This is a genomic window from Bradyrhizobium sp. (assembly GCF_016219575.1).
Lineage (GTDB): Bacteria > Pseudomonadota > Alphaproteobacteria > Rhizobiales > Xanthobacteraceae > Bradyrhizobium.
On sequence record NZ_JACRMG010000040.1, the window covers coordinates 42,664 to 57,725 of the forward strand.

At 64.3% G+C, this 15,062-nt stretch carries 14 protein-coding genes and 1 tRNA gene; 9 read left to right on the forward strand and 6 right to left on the reverse strand.

What is annotated here, in order from left to right:
• Nucleotides 1-16 precede the first annotated feature (16 nt).
• Complete coding sequence (locus tag HZB49_RS28835; protein WP_291617541.1) at nucleotides 17-442, reverse strand: twin-arginine translocation pathway signal; 426 nt, start codon at nucleotides 440-442, stop codon at nucleotides 17-19.
• A 214-nt stretch (nucleotides 443-656) separates the two neighbouring features.
• On the opposite strand from HZB49_RS28835, the gene HZB49_RS28840 reads away from it, so the two are divergent.
• From HZB49_RS28840 to HZB49_RS28850, 3 genes are all read left to right on the forward strand, one after another.
• Nucleotides 657-743, forward strand: a tRNA-Leu gene (locus HZB49_RS28840).
• Between the two features lie 104 nt (nucleotides 744-847).
• Nucleotides 848-1,048 (forward strand): hypothetical protein, encoded by a 201-nt coding sequence (locus HZB49_RS28845; protein ID WP_291617542.1) that lies wholly within the window; start codon nucleotides 848-850, stop codon nucleotides 1,046-1,048.
• Between the two features lie 8 nt (nucleotides 1,049-1,056).
• Complete coding sequence (locus tag HZB49_RS28850; RefSeq protein ID WP_291617543.1) at nucleotides 1,057-1,644, forward strand: Fic family protein; 588 nt, start codon at nucleotides 1,057-1,059, stop codon at nucleotides 1,642-1,644.
• A gap of 15 nt (nucleotides 1,645-1,659) precedes the next feature.
• Here HZB49_RS28850 and HZB49_RS28855 read toward each other — a convergent pair whose 3' ends face one another.
• The gene (locus HZB49_RS28855; protein WP_291617544.1) at nucleotides 1,660-2,181 is read right to left on the reverse strand and encodes a DUF1993 domain-containing protein; all 522 of its coding nucleotides are present in this window, start codon (nucleotides 2,179-2,181) and stop codon (nucleotides 1,660-1,662) included.
• A gap of 178 nt (nucleotides 2,182-2,359) precedes the next feature.
• Between HZB49_RS28855 and HZB49_RS28860 the strand changes: the two genes are divergently transcribed.
• Nucleotides 2,360-3,217, forward strand: coding sequence for an aspartate dehydrogenase (locus tag HZB49_RS28860; protein WP_291617545.1), 858 nt, complete (start codon nucleotides 2,360-2,362; stop codon nucleotides 3,215-3,217).
• A gap of 43 nt (nucleotides 3,218-3,260) precedes the next feature.
• On the opposite strand, the gene HZB49_RS28865 is transcribed toward HZB49_RS28860, so the two are convergent.
• From HZB49_RS28865 to HZB49_RS28880, 4 genes are all read right to left on the reverse strand, one after another.
• Nucleotides 3,261-4,880 carry an ABC transporter ATP-binding protein gene (locus HZB49_RS28865; RefSeq protein WP_291617546.1) on the reverse strand — a complete coding sequence of 540 codons (1,620 nt, stop codon included), beginning with the start codon at nucleotides 4,878-4,880 and terminating at the stop codon, nucleotides 3,261-3,263.
• 1 nt (nucleotide 4,881) lies between these two features.
• The gene (locus HZB49_RS28870) at nucleotides 4,882-5,805 is read right to left on the reverse strand and encodes an ABC transporter permease (protein ID WP_291617547.1); all 924 of its coding nucleotides are present in this window, start codon (nucleotides 5,803-5,805) and stop codon (nucleotides 4,882-4,884) included.
• Nucleotides 5,805-6,746, reverse strand: coding sequence for an ABC transporter permease (locus HZB49_RS28875; RefSeq protein ID WP_291617548.1), 942 nt, complete (start codon nucleotides 6,744-6,746; stop codon nucleotides 5,805-5,807). The genes HZB49_RS28870 and HZB49_RS28875 overlap by 1 nt, the downstream gene beginning before the upstream one ends.
• Nucleotides 6,747-6,911: 165 nt before the next feature.
• Nucleotides 6,912-8,492, reverse strand: a complete 1,581-nt coding sequence (locus tag HZB49_RS28880; RefSeq protein WP_291617549.1) for an ABC transporter substrate-binding protein — start codon at nucleotides 8,490-8,492, stop codon at nucleotides 6,912-6,914.
• Nucleotides 8,493-8,910: 418 nt separating this feature from the next.
• On the opposite strand from HZB49_RS28880, the gene HZB49_RS28885 reads away from it, so the two are divergent.
• The 5 genes from HZB49_RS28885 to HZB49_RS28905 all read left to right on the forward strand — a co-directional run bounded on the left by HZB49_RS28885 (nucleotide 8,911) and on the right by HZB49_RS28905 (nucleotide 14,972).
• Nucleotides 8,911-10,041 carry a M20/M25/M40 family metallo-hydrolase gene (locus HZB49_RS28885; RefSeq protein WP_291617550.1) on the forward strand — a complete coding sequence of 377 codons (1,131 nt, stop codon included), beginning with the start codon at nucleotides 8,911-8,913 and terminating at the stop codon, nucleotides 10,039-10,041.
• 9 nt (nucleotides 10,042-10,050) lie between these two features.
• Nucleotides 10,051-10,737: a DNA-3-methyladenine glycosylase I gene (locus HZB49_RS28890; protein WP_291617551.1), complete on the forward strand. Its 687-nt coding sequence runs from the start codon at nucleotides 10,051-10,053 to the stop codon at nucleotides 10,735-10,737.
• A 121-nt stretch (nucleotides 10,738-10,858) separates the two neighbouring features.
• Nucleotides 10,859-12,382, forward strand: a complete 1,524-nt coding sequence (locus tag HZB49_RS28895) for a M81 family metallopeptidase (protein WP_291617552.1) — start codon at nucleotides 10,859-10,861, stop codon at nucleotides 12,380-12,382.
• A 6-nt stretch (nucleotides 12,383-12,388) separates the two neighbouring features.
• Entirely contained in the window at nucleotides 12,389-13,561 is a 1,173-nt protein-coding gene (locus tag HZB49_RS28900) for a M20 aminoacylase family protein (RefSeq protein ID WP_291617553.1), read from the forward strand.
• Nucleotides 13,554-14,972 (forward strand): amidase, encoded by a 1,419-nt coding sequence (locus tag HZB49_RS28905; RefSeq protein WP_291617554.1) that lies wholly within the window; start codon nucleotides 13,554-13,556, stop codon nucleotides 14,970-14,972. Before HZB49_RS28900 ends, HZB49_RS28905 begins: the two co-directional genes overlap by 8 nt.
• The last annotated feature ends 90 nt before the right edge of the window (nucleotides 14,973-15,062 follow it).

Sequence of the window (15,062 nt, forward strand, 5' to 3'; positions counted from 1 at the left end):
ACGGCCGGGCGTAACATCAATACACCGAGCGGCCCGCGCGCGACGGCGGCGCTGGGAGAGCGGCGGGCGGCGCCACCGGCATCGCCGCACCCGGCACGGTCTCGCGGCAGCGGTTCTTCTGCCAGGCCTGCTCGGCGAGCTTCGACTGCCCGCGCGTGGCGATATATTCGTTGCGATAGGCAACCTCGGCCACGACCGCGCCGCCGGCGCCGGTCTCCGCCTTCGCCATCAGCCCCTGCAATTCCGCGGTGCGATCGCCCAGCCGCTTGCGCTCAGCCTCGAGCTGCTTGCAGTCGTAGAGGTCGTATTTGGCAGGATCGGCGAAAGCCAGACTCATGCTGTCGCTCATCTCGGCGCAGCCCGGCAGTGCCAGCGCAAGCGCCAGCACGGCGGCGATGCGGGCGCGCGAGAGAGGCAGGTGAGCGGGTAGCGAGAACAGCATCTGAACTAGGTAGACCTTGGACGTTGAGATTGCCTAAAGCAGCCGCCCGTGTCGGGATTGAGGCTGAGCCAAGTTTCGCGACCGCCCCCTTTTTGCGGCCTCAACCCGCTCTTGCAGGAGCCCTGCTAATTCATTGAAAGCGCGGGCTTTCCACCAAATATCCCATTTCCACTTCGCCGCCAAACGCGCTAGATATTGCTGGCTTCCTGCAAATGCGGACGTGGCGGAACTGGTAGACGCAAGGGACTTAAAATCCCTCGATGGCAACGTCGTGTGGGTTCGAGTCCCACCGCCCGCACCAAGCTTCGCCCTAACCCGATACGCGTGGCGCACCACACTGGACCGTCGGGTCCACATGTGAACGCAGAGCCGGACTGCCAGTCCCAACCGTGCTACTCTCGAATCATGGCATCGCAAAAGGACAGCTCAAAGAAGCGGAAGGGTACCGGCTTTGTTGTCGGGAGCGCGCGGTTCAAGAAAATCAGCGCGGTCGAAGGGATTGAATACACACCCGATATGAAGGGCAGCACTGCCGTTTCAAAGAGCAAGGCCGAAACCCCTGAAGAGCGCCGCAAGGCCATTATCCGGGCCTACCGAAAAACCTGACACTGCGAATGTATGACGCCGTCGCCGACGATTATTGTTATCCGGGCACCACGGTTCTCAAGAACAAGCTCGACTTGCGGAGTGCCGAAGAACTCGCCGCGTTCGAGGCTGAGGTGAGCGATGCGCGGGCAGATGAAGAGCTACCCGCTGGCAATCTGGACTACGAGCATTTCAAATCGATCCACCGACACCTCTTTCAGGATGTCTACGATTGGGCAGGTGAGCCACGCACAGTTCGCATCTCCAAGGGAGGCAGCATGTTTTGCTTTCCCGAGAACATCGAAGCTGAAGCTACAAAGCTCTTCACGGGTTTGAGACGGAACGGCTTCTTGAGAGGTCTTGACCTGAAAGATTTTGCTGAGCGATCCGCCCACTTCCTTGCTGTATTGAATGCGATCCACGCCTTCCGTGAAGGGAATGGAAGAACTCAGCTCTCGTTCTTTCTCCTCCTGGCCGATCAAGCCGGCTACGCGCTCACTTTGCAAGAACTCGACCCTGGCGCATTTCTTGCAGCAATGGTCGCGAGCTTTGATGGCGATGAAGCGCCGCTGGCTGCCATTATCAAACAACTCATCGACAGCGAATCGGCGGGTTGAGCTCCACCCGCCCCCTCACCCCTTGATCCGCATCCTTCCCATGTAATCCCGCTTCCCGATCGGCACGCCGCGCGAGCGCAGGATGTCGTAGGCGGTGGTGGCGTGGAAGTGGAAGTTCGGCAGCGAGAAAGACAGCACGAAGGTTTCGGCGACGAAGGGGATCTTGGTCTCGCCGAACTGGAACGCGACGTCCTTGCCTTCGAGCGCGTTGACCTCGTCCGGCTTCAGCGCTTCCAGCTTGCCCTTCGACTCCACCAGCAGCGCCTGCAGGTCGGCATAGTCGAGCGGGCCGGCCTTGCCGGGCGGATTGAACACGCCGCTCTTCAGCGCTTCCATGGCGCCGGCCGAATGATGCGCCACCGAGCGGATCTGGAAGCTGAACGGCGCCATGTCCTCGAACAGCCGGTGCTCGACCACCTGGCCCGAATCGACATTGCACTCCTTGCAGTGGGCGAGGCCTTTTTCGAGAAATCCCGACACCGCGCCGAGCGTCTGCAAATAGGTCGGCACAGTCAACTCATACAGCGACACGGCCATGGCGCGATTCCCCCTGGGCTGCCCGCAATGCGGGGCATTTGTTGTTGGTTATGATGCGATCGGTCCGATCGTACCCGAACAGTTCGCGAGATCAACCTGACTTCCGCGCGCGGCCGGCTTGCCCAACCGTCCCGCTTCCGCGATGCTGGCGGCCGGCATCCTGTTGGGAGCAGTCCCCATGAAGGCATTCGCGCCGGGCAAGCACGACGATTTCGCGCGCCACGGGAAAAACGCACCGCTGCGGATCGCCATCGCGGGCCTCGGCGCCATCGGGCTGAAGATCGCCGAGGCGCTCGACCGCGGCATTCCCGGCTGTGCGCTGGCAGCGGTTTCCGCCAACGACCGCGGCAAGGCCGCCGCGCGCCTCGCCCATCTGGCTCACGCCCCGCCGGTCGTCGCGATCGATGCGCTCGAGCCGCTCGCCGATCTCGTGATCGAATGCGCGCCGGCGAATCTCTTGCCCGCCATCGCCGAGCCGTTCCTGCGCGCCGGCAAGACCGTGCTCGTGCTCAGCGCCGGCGCCATCCTGGTCAACCAGCACCTGATAGAGCTCGCGCGCGAGCATGGCGGCCAGATCGTCGTGCCCACCGGCGCCCTGCTCGGCCTCGACGCGGTCGCAGCCGCCGCGGAAGGAAAAATCCGTTCGGTGCGCATGGTGACGCGCAAACCGGTGCGCGGGCTGGCGGGTGCGCCCTATCTTGCCGAGCACAACATCCGCATCGAGGACATCACGGAGCCGCTGCGCATCTTCGAGGGCACACCGCGCGAGGCAGCGATCGGCTTTCCGGCTAACCTCAACGTCGCGGTGGCGCTGTCGCTGGCCGGCATCGGGCCGGACAGGACTACACTCGAGATCTGGGCCGATCCATCGCTGGAGCGCAACGTGCACCGGATCGAGGTCGAGGCCGACTCGGCGAGCTTCTCGATGCAGATCGAGAACGTGCCGTCGGAAAACCCGCGCACCGGGCGCATCACAGCGCTGTCGGTGATCTCCTATTTGCGCAAGCTCGGCGCGCCGCTGCGGGTCGGGTCCTGATCGCGACGAAGGGATTTCAGAGCCGGATTCTCCGCTCCTACGATCACGCCCCCGCGAAAAACTCCCGGTGCCGCCCCGGCGCGGCCTCGAACAGCGCCTTGGTGTATTCGTGCTTGGGCGCCGCAAAGACGTCCGCGGTCGTGCCCTGCTCGACGATGACGCCGCGCTGCATCACCGCAATGCGGTCGCAAACTTGCGCAGCAACCCGCAGATCGTGGGTGATGAAGAGCACCGCGAGATTGAACCTGCGGCGCACCTCGTCGAGCAGTTTCAGCACCTGGGCCTGAACCGAGACGTCCAGCGCCGAGACCGGCTCGTCGCCGATCAGAAGCTCCGGCTCCATCGCGAGCGCCCGCGCGATGCAGATGCGCTGGCGCTGCCCGCCGGAGAACTGATGCGGATAGCGGTCGACTGCATCCGGCGACAGATGCACGACCGCCATCAGGTCGCGCGCGCGCTGCAGGGCTTCGTTGCGCGACAGGCCGAAATTCATCGGTCCCTCGATGATCGCCTCGCCGACGGTGCGGCGCGGATTGAGCGAGCGGTAGGGATCCTGGAAGATGAACTGCATCCGCCGCCGCATCGGGCGGAATTGCGCTTCCTTCATCGCGGCAGTGTCGATGTTGTCGATCCGCACCGCACCGCTGGTCGGGTCGACCAGCCGGGCGATGCAGCGCGCCACCGTCGACTTGCCGGAACCGGATTCGCCGACGATGCCGAGCGTCTCGCCGCGGCGCACCTCGAGCGAAACATCCTTCACCGCATTGACGATGCGCGCCTTGGGCTGGAACAGCGAGCGCTTGCCATAGGTCTTGAACAGCTTTTCCGTCTGCAGCACCACCGGCCCGCTCACCGGCACACGCTTCGGCGGCGTCATGCTCGGCACGGAAGCGAGCAGCATCTTGGTGTATTCCTCGCGCGGGTTGCGCAGCACGTCCTCGGCGGCGCCCTGCTCCACGATGCGGCCGAGCTGCATCACCACGACGCGGTCGGCGATCTCCGAGACCACGCCGAAATCATGGGTAATGAACAGCACGCCGGTCTTCTTGCGCGCCTGCATCTCCCGCACGAGCTTGAGGATCTGCGCCTGGGTGGTGACATCGAGCGCCGTGGTCGGCTCGTCCGCGATCAGCAATGCGGGATCGAGCACGAGGGCTGCAGCGATCATGATGCGCTGGCGCTGGCCGCCGGAGAGCTGATGCGGATAGGCGTCGATCATCTGCTCGGGATCAGGCAGATGCACCGCACGCATCATGTCCAGCACGCGCTTGCGCCGCTCCCGCGGGTCGAGGTCGGTGTGAACCTCCAGTACCTCGCCGATCTGGTCGCCGACGCGCTCGACCGGGTTGAGCGCGGTCATCGGCTCCTGGAACACCATGGCCATGCGGGTGCCGCGGATCGCGCGCAGGTCGGCGTCGGACTTGGTGGTGAGTTCCTCGCCCTCGAGCCGGATCGAACCGGTCTCGACCGACATCGCATTCTTCGGCAAGAGCCCCATCACCGCCTGCGCGGTCACCGACTTGCCGGAGCCGGATTCGCCGACCACGCAGACGATCTCGTTGGCACCGACGGAAAGGCTGATTCCGCGCACGGCATGCGGCCGGTCGCCGTCGCCCCTGATGGCGACGGAAAGATTGGCGACTTCGAGGACGGGGGCGCTCATCTCAGACTCGCTTCGCCATCTTGGGATCGAGCGTGTCGCGCAATCCGTCGCCGAGGATATTGACGGCGAGGATGGTCATCGCGAGGAACACGCCGGGATAGATGATGTTGTGCGGGAACAGGCTGAACACCTGCCTGCCCTCGGCCATGATGTTGCCCCAGGTCGGCACCTCAGGCGGCACGCCGATGCCGAGGAAGGACAGGATGGCCTCGATCAGGATGGCGGAGGCGCAGATGAAGGTGCCCTGCACGATCATCGGGGCGATGGTGTTGGGCAGCACATGCCGCCACAGCAGTTTCGGGGTCGAGGTGCCGAGCGTCACGGCTGCCTCGACATAGGGCTCCTCGCGCACGCTGAGCACGATCGAGCGCACCAGCCGGACCACGCCCGGGACCTGCGGGACCGTGATGGCGATGATCACGGTCCAGACGCTGGAGCGGAACAGCGAGACCATGGCGATCGCCAGCAGAATGGCGGGGATCGCCATCAACCCGTCCATGATGCGCATGATGACGGCGTCGAGCAGGCGGAAGAAACCCGCGAGCACGCCGATCAACAGGCCGCAGGCGACGCTGATCAGCGCCACCGAGACGCCGACGAACAGCGAGACACGCGCGCCATAGACAACGCGGCTATAGACGTCGCGGCCGAGTCCGTCCGTTCCGAACAGGGCGATCATCTTGATGCGCTCGCCGGTGTCGGTCCGCATGAAGAATTCCGCGCCGGGGACCTTGTTCCGCGCAATCGGATTGATCGCGGTGGGATCGATGGTGCCGAGCCACGGCGCCAGCAGCCCCGTCAGCACCACGACGGTGATGACGGCGCCGCCGAACAACACCGCCGGATTGAGCAGCAGCTTGCGAATTGCCGCGGCCGGTTTGACCGGCGCCGCCGCGATCGGGGTATCGAGGCTCAGGTCGGCCATCAGTAGCGAATCCTTGGGTCGAGCACCGTGTAGACCATGTCGACCGCGAGGTTGATCATGACGTAGACGAAGGAGAACAGCAGAATCACCGCCTGGATCGTCGGGTAATCGCGCGCCAGCACCGCATCGACCGTCAACCGGCCGAGGCCCGGAATCGTGTACACGCTCTCGGTGACGACGACGCCACCGATCAGAAGCGCAATGCCGAGACCGATCACGGTGACGATCGGCACGGCCGCATTGCGCAGCGCATGGCGGAACAGCACCTTGCGCTCGATCTGCCCCTTCGCCCGCGCGGTGCGGATGTAATCCTCGGACAGCACTTCGAGCAGGCTGGTGCGGGTCATGCGCGCGATCAGGGCGATGTAGATCACCGACAGGGTCACCGACGGCAGGATCAGCCGCTGCACCCAGCCGCCGACTCCTTCCGAAATGCGCTGATAGCCCTGCACCGGCAGCCAGTCCAGATAGACCGCGAACAGATAGATCAGGAGATAGCCGATCACGAACACCGGCACGGAAAAGCCGAGCACCGAAAAGCCCATCACGATGCGGTCGATCCACGAGCCGTGGCGGTGCGCCGCCAGCACGCCGAGCGGAACGGCCACGAACACCGCGATCAGGATCGTGAAGAAGGCGAGCGACAGCGTCGGCTCGATGCGCTCGCCGATCAACTGGGCAACGGTCTTCTTGAAGAAGAAGCTCTCGCCGAAATCGCCGCTCAGCACCTTGCCCGACCAGATCACGAACTGCTCGACGATCGGGCGGTCGAGGCCGAGCTGGCCGCGGATCTTCGCCACCTGTTCGGTGGTGGCATTGTCGCCGGCGATGATCGCCGCCGGATCCGAGGGGGTCAGGCGCAGCATCAGGAAGATGAAGACGGCAACCACCAGCATCACGGGGATCGTGCCGAGCAGTCGCCGGAACAGGTAGCCATACATCGAACGATCGATCCTTAGAGCAATTTCGGTTCTGATCGAATCAGAACCGAAACTCTAGATTCTTGATTTTGACGCGTTTTCTTCACGCGAACCGGTATCCACTTCGCTTGAAAACGCTCCGGAAAGCAACGGGCGGCGGCGAACCGCCGCCCGTCGTCGTCAGCTTTACTTCGTGATTTCCAGGTTCCAGAGCACCGGCACCGGCGCGGTCAGGAAGCCCTTGACGTTCTTGCGCATCGCGACCGGCGAGACGTACTCGCCGACCGGAATCTCCGGCGTAAACTCGATGACGCGCAGTTGCACCGCCTCGGCGATCGCCTTCTGCTTGGCCGGGTCGGTCTCGCGCGCGAAGTCGTCACGCAGCTTCTCGAGCTGCGCATCGCAGGGCCAGCCGAACGAGGCCTTCTCGCAGGCTGCGTTCACATAGGCGGTCGAGATCGGGTTCATCACGTCGGCAATGACCCAGGCCGTCATGAACGCGTTCCAGCCGCCGGCGTCCGGCGGATCCTTCTTGGAGCGCCGGGCGACCAGCGTCTGCCAGTCCATCGACTGCATGTCGACCTTGAACCCCGCCTTCTCCATCAGCGATTTCGCCACCGGCGCCAGGTTGGTCAGGACCTTGAGGTCGGTGGACTGCATCAGCACCACCGGCGTGCCGTCATAGCCTGCTTCCTTCAGCAATTCCTGCGCCTTCTTCGCGTTCGAGGTCAGGAGCCCGTCCATGCCCTTGGTGGTGGCCAGCGGCGTGTCGCAGATGAACAGCGCCTTGCAGGGCTTGATGTAGTTCTCGTCGCCGATGGTCGCCATCAGGAAGTCTTCCTGATTGAAGGCGTACCACAGCGCGTGGCGAATCTTCGGATTGTCGAACGGCTTGTGCAGCGTGTTGGGGCGGAAGACGTACTGCGCCTTCAGCATCGGCGATATCACGATGTTGACGTTCGGATCCTTCTTCAGGGTTCCGAGCAGATCATGGCTGGGCTGCTCGATGAAGTCGATCTCGCCCTTCGATAGCGCGTTGATCGCCTGCTGCGCGTCGGAAATGGCGCGCCACTCCACGCGATCCACCTTGGCGAGCTTGCCGCCGGCGAGACCCGACGCCGGCTCGGCGCGCGGCTTGTACTTGTCGAACTTGACGTAGACGGTCTTGTCGCCGGGCTTCCATTCATCCTTGACGAAGACGAAGGGGCCGGAGCCGGTGAAATCCTCGATCTGCTTGTTGGGATCGGTGTCGGCGACGCGCTTGGGCATCATGAACGGCACGTTCGACGAGGGCTTCGACAGGCCGAGCAGCACCAGGCCTGTCGGTTCCTTGAGCTTGATGGTGAATGTCTTGGCATCGACCGCGTCGATCGAGGCGACGAAGGTCATCATCTTCTGGCCGAGCGAGTCCTTGACGGCCCAGCGCTTGATCGAGGCGATACAGTCTTCCGAGGTGACCGGCTTGCCGTCGTGCCACAGCAGGCCCTCGCGGAGCGTGAAGGTGTAGGCCTTATTGTCGGCGCTCGTCTCGTACTTCTCGACCATCTGCGGCTTGACGTCGCCCTTCTCGTCCTGCGCGAGAAGCGTGTCGTAGATCATGTAGCCGTGGTTGCGCACGATATAGGCGGTGGTCCAGATCGGATCGAGAATCTTCAGGTCCGAATGCATCACCGTACGCAAGGTCGTCTGGGCAAGCGCGGGCGTTGCCGCAACCGCGATGCCGGCCGTACATGCGGCAGCAAGAATGGCTCTCTTAAGCGCGTTCATTTTCTTCACCTCCATTTTTGGTCTCAAGGCCCCCGAATTCCTCGCTCGGGGATCTCGATCCATTGCCGTCAGGGCTCGATCCGTCTCCCTGACCCGGCAAGACCGATCCGGGCCGTTGATCGGGGAAGATTGGCACAGTACCCCCCACCGGCCAAGTCCGGCGCCCCCTCCTCCGGCCCCCGACTGTCGGTCGCCCCTGCGGCAAAATTACCAAGCCAGAAGCGTGCCAGAATTCGACCGGTGAGGATTGTGAACCGGAAGGTGAGCACCGCGCCGCGCGCATGCTGAACGTGCCTTTCCCTGTAGCCTCATGCTCCGGCGTGTTTTCGCTTTACAATTCGAGCGCTGTTCCTTCTCGTATGCGGGCTGTCGCCAGATACGCGCAAGAACACTTTATCCAAGAACCGAGAGCTCCCCCATGAACCCCGCCAATCTTCCCTTCGATTCCGAGGCCATGCTGCAGGGGCTGCGTCACTGGGTGGAATGCGAAAGCCCGACCTGGGACGCCGCCGCGGTCGAGCGCATGCTCGATCTTGCAGCGCGGGAAATGGCCATCATGGGTGCGGCCATCGAGCGCATCGCGGGCCGCCAGGGATTTGCCGGCTGCGTGCGGGCGCGCTTCCCCCATCCCAGACAGGGCGAGCCCGGCATCCTGATTGCCGGCCATCTCGACACCGTGCATCCGGTCGGGACCATCGAAAAGCTGCAATGGCGGCGCGAGGGTGACAAGTGCTTCGGCCCAGGCATCTTCGACATGAAGGGCGGCAATTACCTGACGCTGGAAGCGATCCGGCAACTGGCACGCGCCTCCTTCACCACGCCGCTGCCGATCACGGTGCTGTTCACGCCCGACGAGGAAGTCGGCACCCCGTCGGCCCGCGACATCATCGAGGCGGAGGCCTCCCGCAACAAGTATGTGCTGGTGCCCGAGCCCGGACGCGAGAACAACGGCGTCGTCACCGGACGCTATGCGATCGCGCGTTTCAACCTGGAAGCCACGGGCAGGCCGAGCCATGCCGGCGCCACCCTCTCCTCCGGGCGCTCCGCAATCCGCGAGATGGCCCGGCAGATCCTCGCGATCGACGGCATGACGACGCCGGACTGCACCTTCTCGGTCGGCATCGTGCATGGCGGGCAATGGGTCAATTGCGTCGCCACCACCTGTACCGGCGAAGCGCTCAGCATGGCCAAGCGCCAGGCCGATCTCGACAAGGGCGTGGAAAGGATGCTGGCGCTGTCGGGTACCAGCAACGATGTCGCCTTCAAGGTGACGCGCGGCGTCACCCGCCCGGTCTGGGAGCCGGATGCCGGCACCATGGCGCTCTATGAGAGGGCCAGGGGCATCGCCAAAAGCCTCGGCCAGGAGCTGCCGCATGGCAGCGCCGGCGGCGGCTCCGACGGCAACTTCACCGGCGCCATGGGCATCCCCACGCTGGACGGGCTTGGCGTGCGCGGCGCGGATGCGCATACGCTGAACGAGCACATCATCGTCGACAGCCTCGCCGAGCGCGGCCGCCTGATGGCGGGACTGCTGGCGACGCTGGAATAGAGCCGGCGCATGATTTCCTTCAAGACCATTCGGGCCAGGGCAGAAAAACGCAAGGGCGGGCCGAAAGCGCTGGAAAAGCTCCTGCCCGCCAGGCCGGATGCAAAGGCGCTCGCCAAGCTGCCCGACGATCGCATTCTCGCCGAGATGACCAAGCGGGTGTTTTGCGCAGGGTTTGCCTGGAGCGTGATCGAGCAGAAATGGCCGGATTTCGAAAAGGCCTTTCTCGGCTTCAAGCCGGCAAAGCTCGCGTTCCAGCCAGACGAGTTCTGGCACGCGCTGCTGGATGACAAGCGCATCGTCCGCAACGGCGCCAAGATCATGTCGGTGCGCGAGAATGCGCAATTCGTGCAGTCGATTGCCGGGGAACACGGCAGCTTTGGCAAGTTCCTGAGCAAATGGCCGGCATCCGACGAGATCGGCCTGCTCAATCTGCTGACGAAACAAGGCAGCCGCCTCGGCGGCAATACCGGGCAGATGTTCCTGCGCTTCGTCGGCTGGGACGGATTTGTCACCTCGAGGGATGTGGTGGCGTGCCTGCGCGATGCCGGCATCGATATCGCGGAGGAAGTGAAATCGAAGGGCGATCTCGCCAAGGTGCAGGCGGCCTTCAATGCCTGGGCTGAGGAGACGAAATTGCCTTACGCCCATCTTTCGCGCATCTGTGCCCTTTCGGTCGGCGAAAATATCCAGCCATAGACTTTGGTACAGCGAGCCCGTCCCACGCCCATGCGGCATGCAAATCCGGAATTGCTCCACGGCTTGCGCCGGCTGGCACGACAAGTCTAACGTTCGCCGCCAGGACCAGAACGAGACAACAATGACCCGCATCGCCGTCGGCGGCTTCCTGCACGAAACCAACACGTTCGCACCGACGAAAGCGACCTACGATGCCTTCGTGCATGGCGGCGGGTGGCCGCGCATGGAGACCGGCACCGGCATCTTGAAGACATTGCGGCGCATCAATGTGGGGCTTGCGGGTTTCATCGAAGCCGCCGAAGCCGAGCGCTGGGAGCTCGTGCCGACGATTTTCACGGCGGCCACCCCCTGCGCACACGTCACCGAGGATGCCTACGAGCGGATCACGAGGGTCATCGTCGACGGCATTGCCGCGGCAGGTCCGCTCGATGCCGTCTATCTCGACCTGCACGGTGCGATGGTGACGGAACATCTCGATGACGGCGAAGGCGAGATCCTGGCGCGGGTACGCAGGGTGATCGGCAACGAGCTGCCGCTCGTCGTAAGCCTCGACCTACACGCCAATGTCACGCCGGAAATGGTCGAACATGCGGATGCACTGATTGCCTACCGCACCTACCCCCATGTCGACATGGCCGAGACCGGCCGGGCCTGTGCAAGGCACCTCAAACTGCTGCTGGAGACCAAGCAGCGTTTTGCAAAGGCCTTCCGGCAATTGCCCTTCCTGATCCCGATCAGCTGGCAATGCACGAAAGACCAACCCACCAAGAGCATCTATGAGAGGCTGGTCGCGCTGCAGAGCGCTGCCGTGCCGACGCTGTCGTTCGCGCCGGGCTTTCCCGCCGCCGATTTCATCCATTGCGCCCCGAGCGTGTTTGCCTATGGCCGGACGCAGGCCGAGGCCGACGCCGCTGCGGATGCCATCGCCGCCATCGTCGAAGGCCATGAGGACGATTTCGACGGCAAGATCTATTCGCCCGACGAAGGCGTCCGCCACGCCATGGAACTGGCCAGGACCGCCACAAGGCCGGTGGTCATCGCCGACACCCAGGACAATCCCGGTGCCGGCGGCGATTCCGACACCACCGGCATGCTGCGCGCGCTAGTCCGCAACAAGGCGGAGCGCGCCGCCACCGGCGTGATCTACGATCCGCAGTCGGCCAGGGCCGCGCACGAAGCAGGCGAAGGCGCGACCGTGACGCTGGCGCTCGGCGGCAAGTCAGGCATTCCCGGAGAAGCGCCTTATAGAGAGAGCTTCGTCGTCGAGAAGCTTTCGAATGGAAGCTTCATCGCCCCCGGCCCCTATTTTGGCGGGCGCGCGATGGAGATGGGGCCGTCGGCGTGTCTGCGCATCGGCGACGTCCGTGCGGTGGTCGCCTCGAACAAATCGCAGCTCGCGGACCAGGCGATGTACCGCTATGTCGGGATCGAGCCGACCGAACAGAAGATACTGGTCAACAAGAGCTCGGTGCATTTCCGCGCCGATTTCGAGCCGATCGCCGCGAAACTCCTGATCTGCGCCGCGCCCGGCGCGATGCCGGCCGACACCGCCGATCTGCCGTGGACGCGGCTGAAGCCCGGCATTCGCGTCAAGCCGAACGGTGCTCCCTTCAACCCAACGACAAAATCACGCTCAACGGGATAACAGAAAATGCCCACCATCGAACGCATCGACGGCTACGCCGACGAACTCACCGCCATCCGCCGGGACCTGCATGCCCATCCCGAGATCGGGTTCGAGGAGGTGCGCACGTCGGGCATCGTCGCGGAGAAGCTGAAGGGCTGGGGCATCGAGGTGCATCGCGGCCTCGGCGGCACCGGCGTGATCGGCGTGCTCAAGGGCAAGGGCAACGGGAGCAAGCGAATCGGCCTGCGCGCCGACATGGATGCGCTGCCGATGGAAGAGAACACCAACCTGCGCTGGCGTTCGACCATTCCCGGCCGCTTCCACGGCTGCGGCCATGACGGCCACACCACCATGCTGCTCGGCACCGCGCGCTATCTGGCGGAGACGCGCAATTTCGACGGCACCGTGCACTTCATCTTCCAGCCCGCCGAAGAGGGTCTCGGCGGCGCGCGCGCCATGATCAAGGACGGGTTGTTCGAGAAGTTTCCCTGCGACGAGCTCTACGGCCTGCACAACGCGCCGGACCTGAACCATGGCGAGATCGCGATCCTCCCCGGCCCGGCGATGGCCGGCGCCGACTTCTTCGACATCGTCATCAATGGCTACGGCGCCCACGGCGCGATGCCGGAACGCTCCAAGGACGCCGTCGTGATCGCCATGACCGTCGGCAAGGCGTTGCAGACCATCGTCAGCCGCAACGTCGATCCCCTGCATTCGGCGGTGCTGTCGATCACGCAGATTCATGCCGGCTCCGCCTACAACGTCATTCCGGGCGAGGCAAAGCTCTGCGGCACGGTGCGCGCCTTCTCCGATGAAGTCCGCGCGCTGATCCGCGACCGCATGCGCACGATCTGCGCCGGCATGGCGGCCGCCTTCCAGGTCGAGATCGACGTCGACATCCGCGACATCTTCAGCGTGCTGGTAAACCAGGAAGAGCAGTCCAGGGTGGTCGAGGAAGTCGCACGCACGGTAGTCGATCCGGCAAAGGTCATTACCCGCACGCAGCCGAAGATGGGCAGCGAGGACTTTGCCGACATGATGCAGAAAATTCCCGGCGCCTATTTCTGGGTTGGCCATGACGGCTCGGTGCCCGTGCACAATCCCGGCTACGTGCTGGACGACAAGATTCTGCCGATCGGCGCCAGCATGTTCGCCCGCATCATCGAAACCCGTCTCCCGGCAGGTGCCCATGCATAAAGCCAAACAAGAAGAAACTTTCACCTCGCTCCACGACCTCTCCGCCCACGACCTGATCGCGGGCTACAAGACCAAGCAGTTCTCGCCCTCCGAAGTGCTGGAGGACGTGATCGCGCATGTCGAGCGCTGGGAGCCGCATATCCAGGCGCTGTACCTGTTCGATCCCGCCGGCGCGCGCAAGGTGGCGAAGGCTTCGACCGACCGCTGGAACAATGGCGAGCCGACCGGCGTGCTCGACGGCGTGCCGGTCACCATCAAGGACAACATCGCCACCAAGGGCCAGCCGATTCCGCTCGGTGCGGCGAGCGTGCCGCTGGTCGCGGCCGAACGCGACGCGCCGCCCGCCGCGCGCCTGCGCGAAGCCGGCGCGGTGATCTTCTCGAAAACCACGATGCCCGATTACGGCATGCTGTCGTCGGGACTCTCGAGCTTCCATCCCCTCACCCGCAATCCCTGGGATCTCGGCAAGAACCCCGGCGGCTCTTCCGCCGGCGCGGGTGCTGCGGCAGCGGCCGGCTATGGCCCGCTGCATCTCGGCACCGACATCGGCGGCTCGGTCCGCCTGCCCGCGGCCTGGTGCGGCCTGGTCGCGTTGAAGCCGAGTCTCGGCCGCGTGCCGATCGATCCGCCCTATGTCGGCCGCGTCGCAGGTCCCATGACGCGCACGGTGGACGACGCCGCGCTGATGATGAGCGTGCTGTCGAAGCCCGACCGCCGCGATGGCATGAGCCTGCCCGCCCATGACATCAACTGGAAGGCGCTGGACAAATCGCCGCGCAAGCTGCGCCTCGGCCTGATGTTCGATGCCGCCGGCCAGGCGCTGGAAAAGCCGGTCCGCGACGTCGTGGTGAAGGCCGCCAAGGCATTCGAAGCCGCCGGCGCCGTGGTCACCGAGGTCGACGGCATTTTGACGCGCGAGATGCTCGACGGTATCGACAATTTCTTCCGTGCGCGCATGTGGGGCGATCTGTCGAAGCTGCCCGAGAAGGAGCGCGCCAAGGCGCTGCCCTATATCCTGCAATGGGCGGAGCGAGGCGCCAAACTTTCGGGCGTCGATGTCATCAGCGGCTTCAACCAGACCATGGCGATCCGCACGGCTGCGGCAAAGCTGTTTTGCGAGCTCGACTATGTGATCTCGCCGGTCTCGCCGGTAGTGAACTTCCCGGCGGAATTCGCAGCGCCCCTCAACGATCCCCAAAGGCCGTTCGAGCATATCGGCTACACCCTGCCCTGGAACATGTCGGAAAACCCGGCCGTGTCCGTCAATGCCGGCTACGACAGGCACGGCTTCCCGATCGGCCTGCAGATCGTCGGCCGCCGCTTCGACGACATTGGCGTGCTCGGCATGGCCAAGGCGTTCGAAGGCCTGCGCGGGCCGCAGAAACCGTGGCCGTCGCCGCCGAAGAAGTAGCGTCTAGGCACAAGTCGTCAGCCGGGCTTTGACATTTGTAGGATGGGTAGAGCGCAGCGAAACCCATCGACCGCATGCGCCGATACGTGA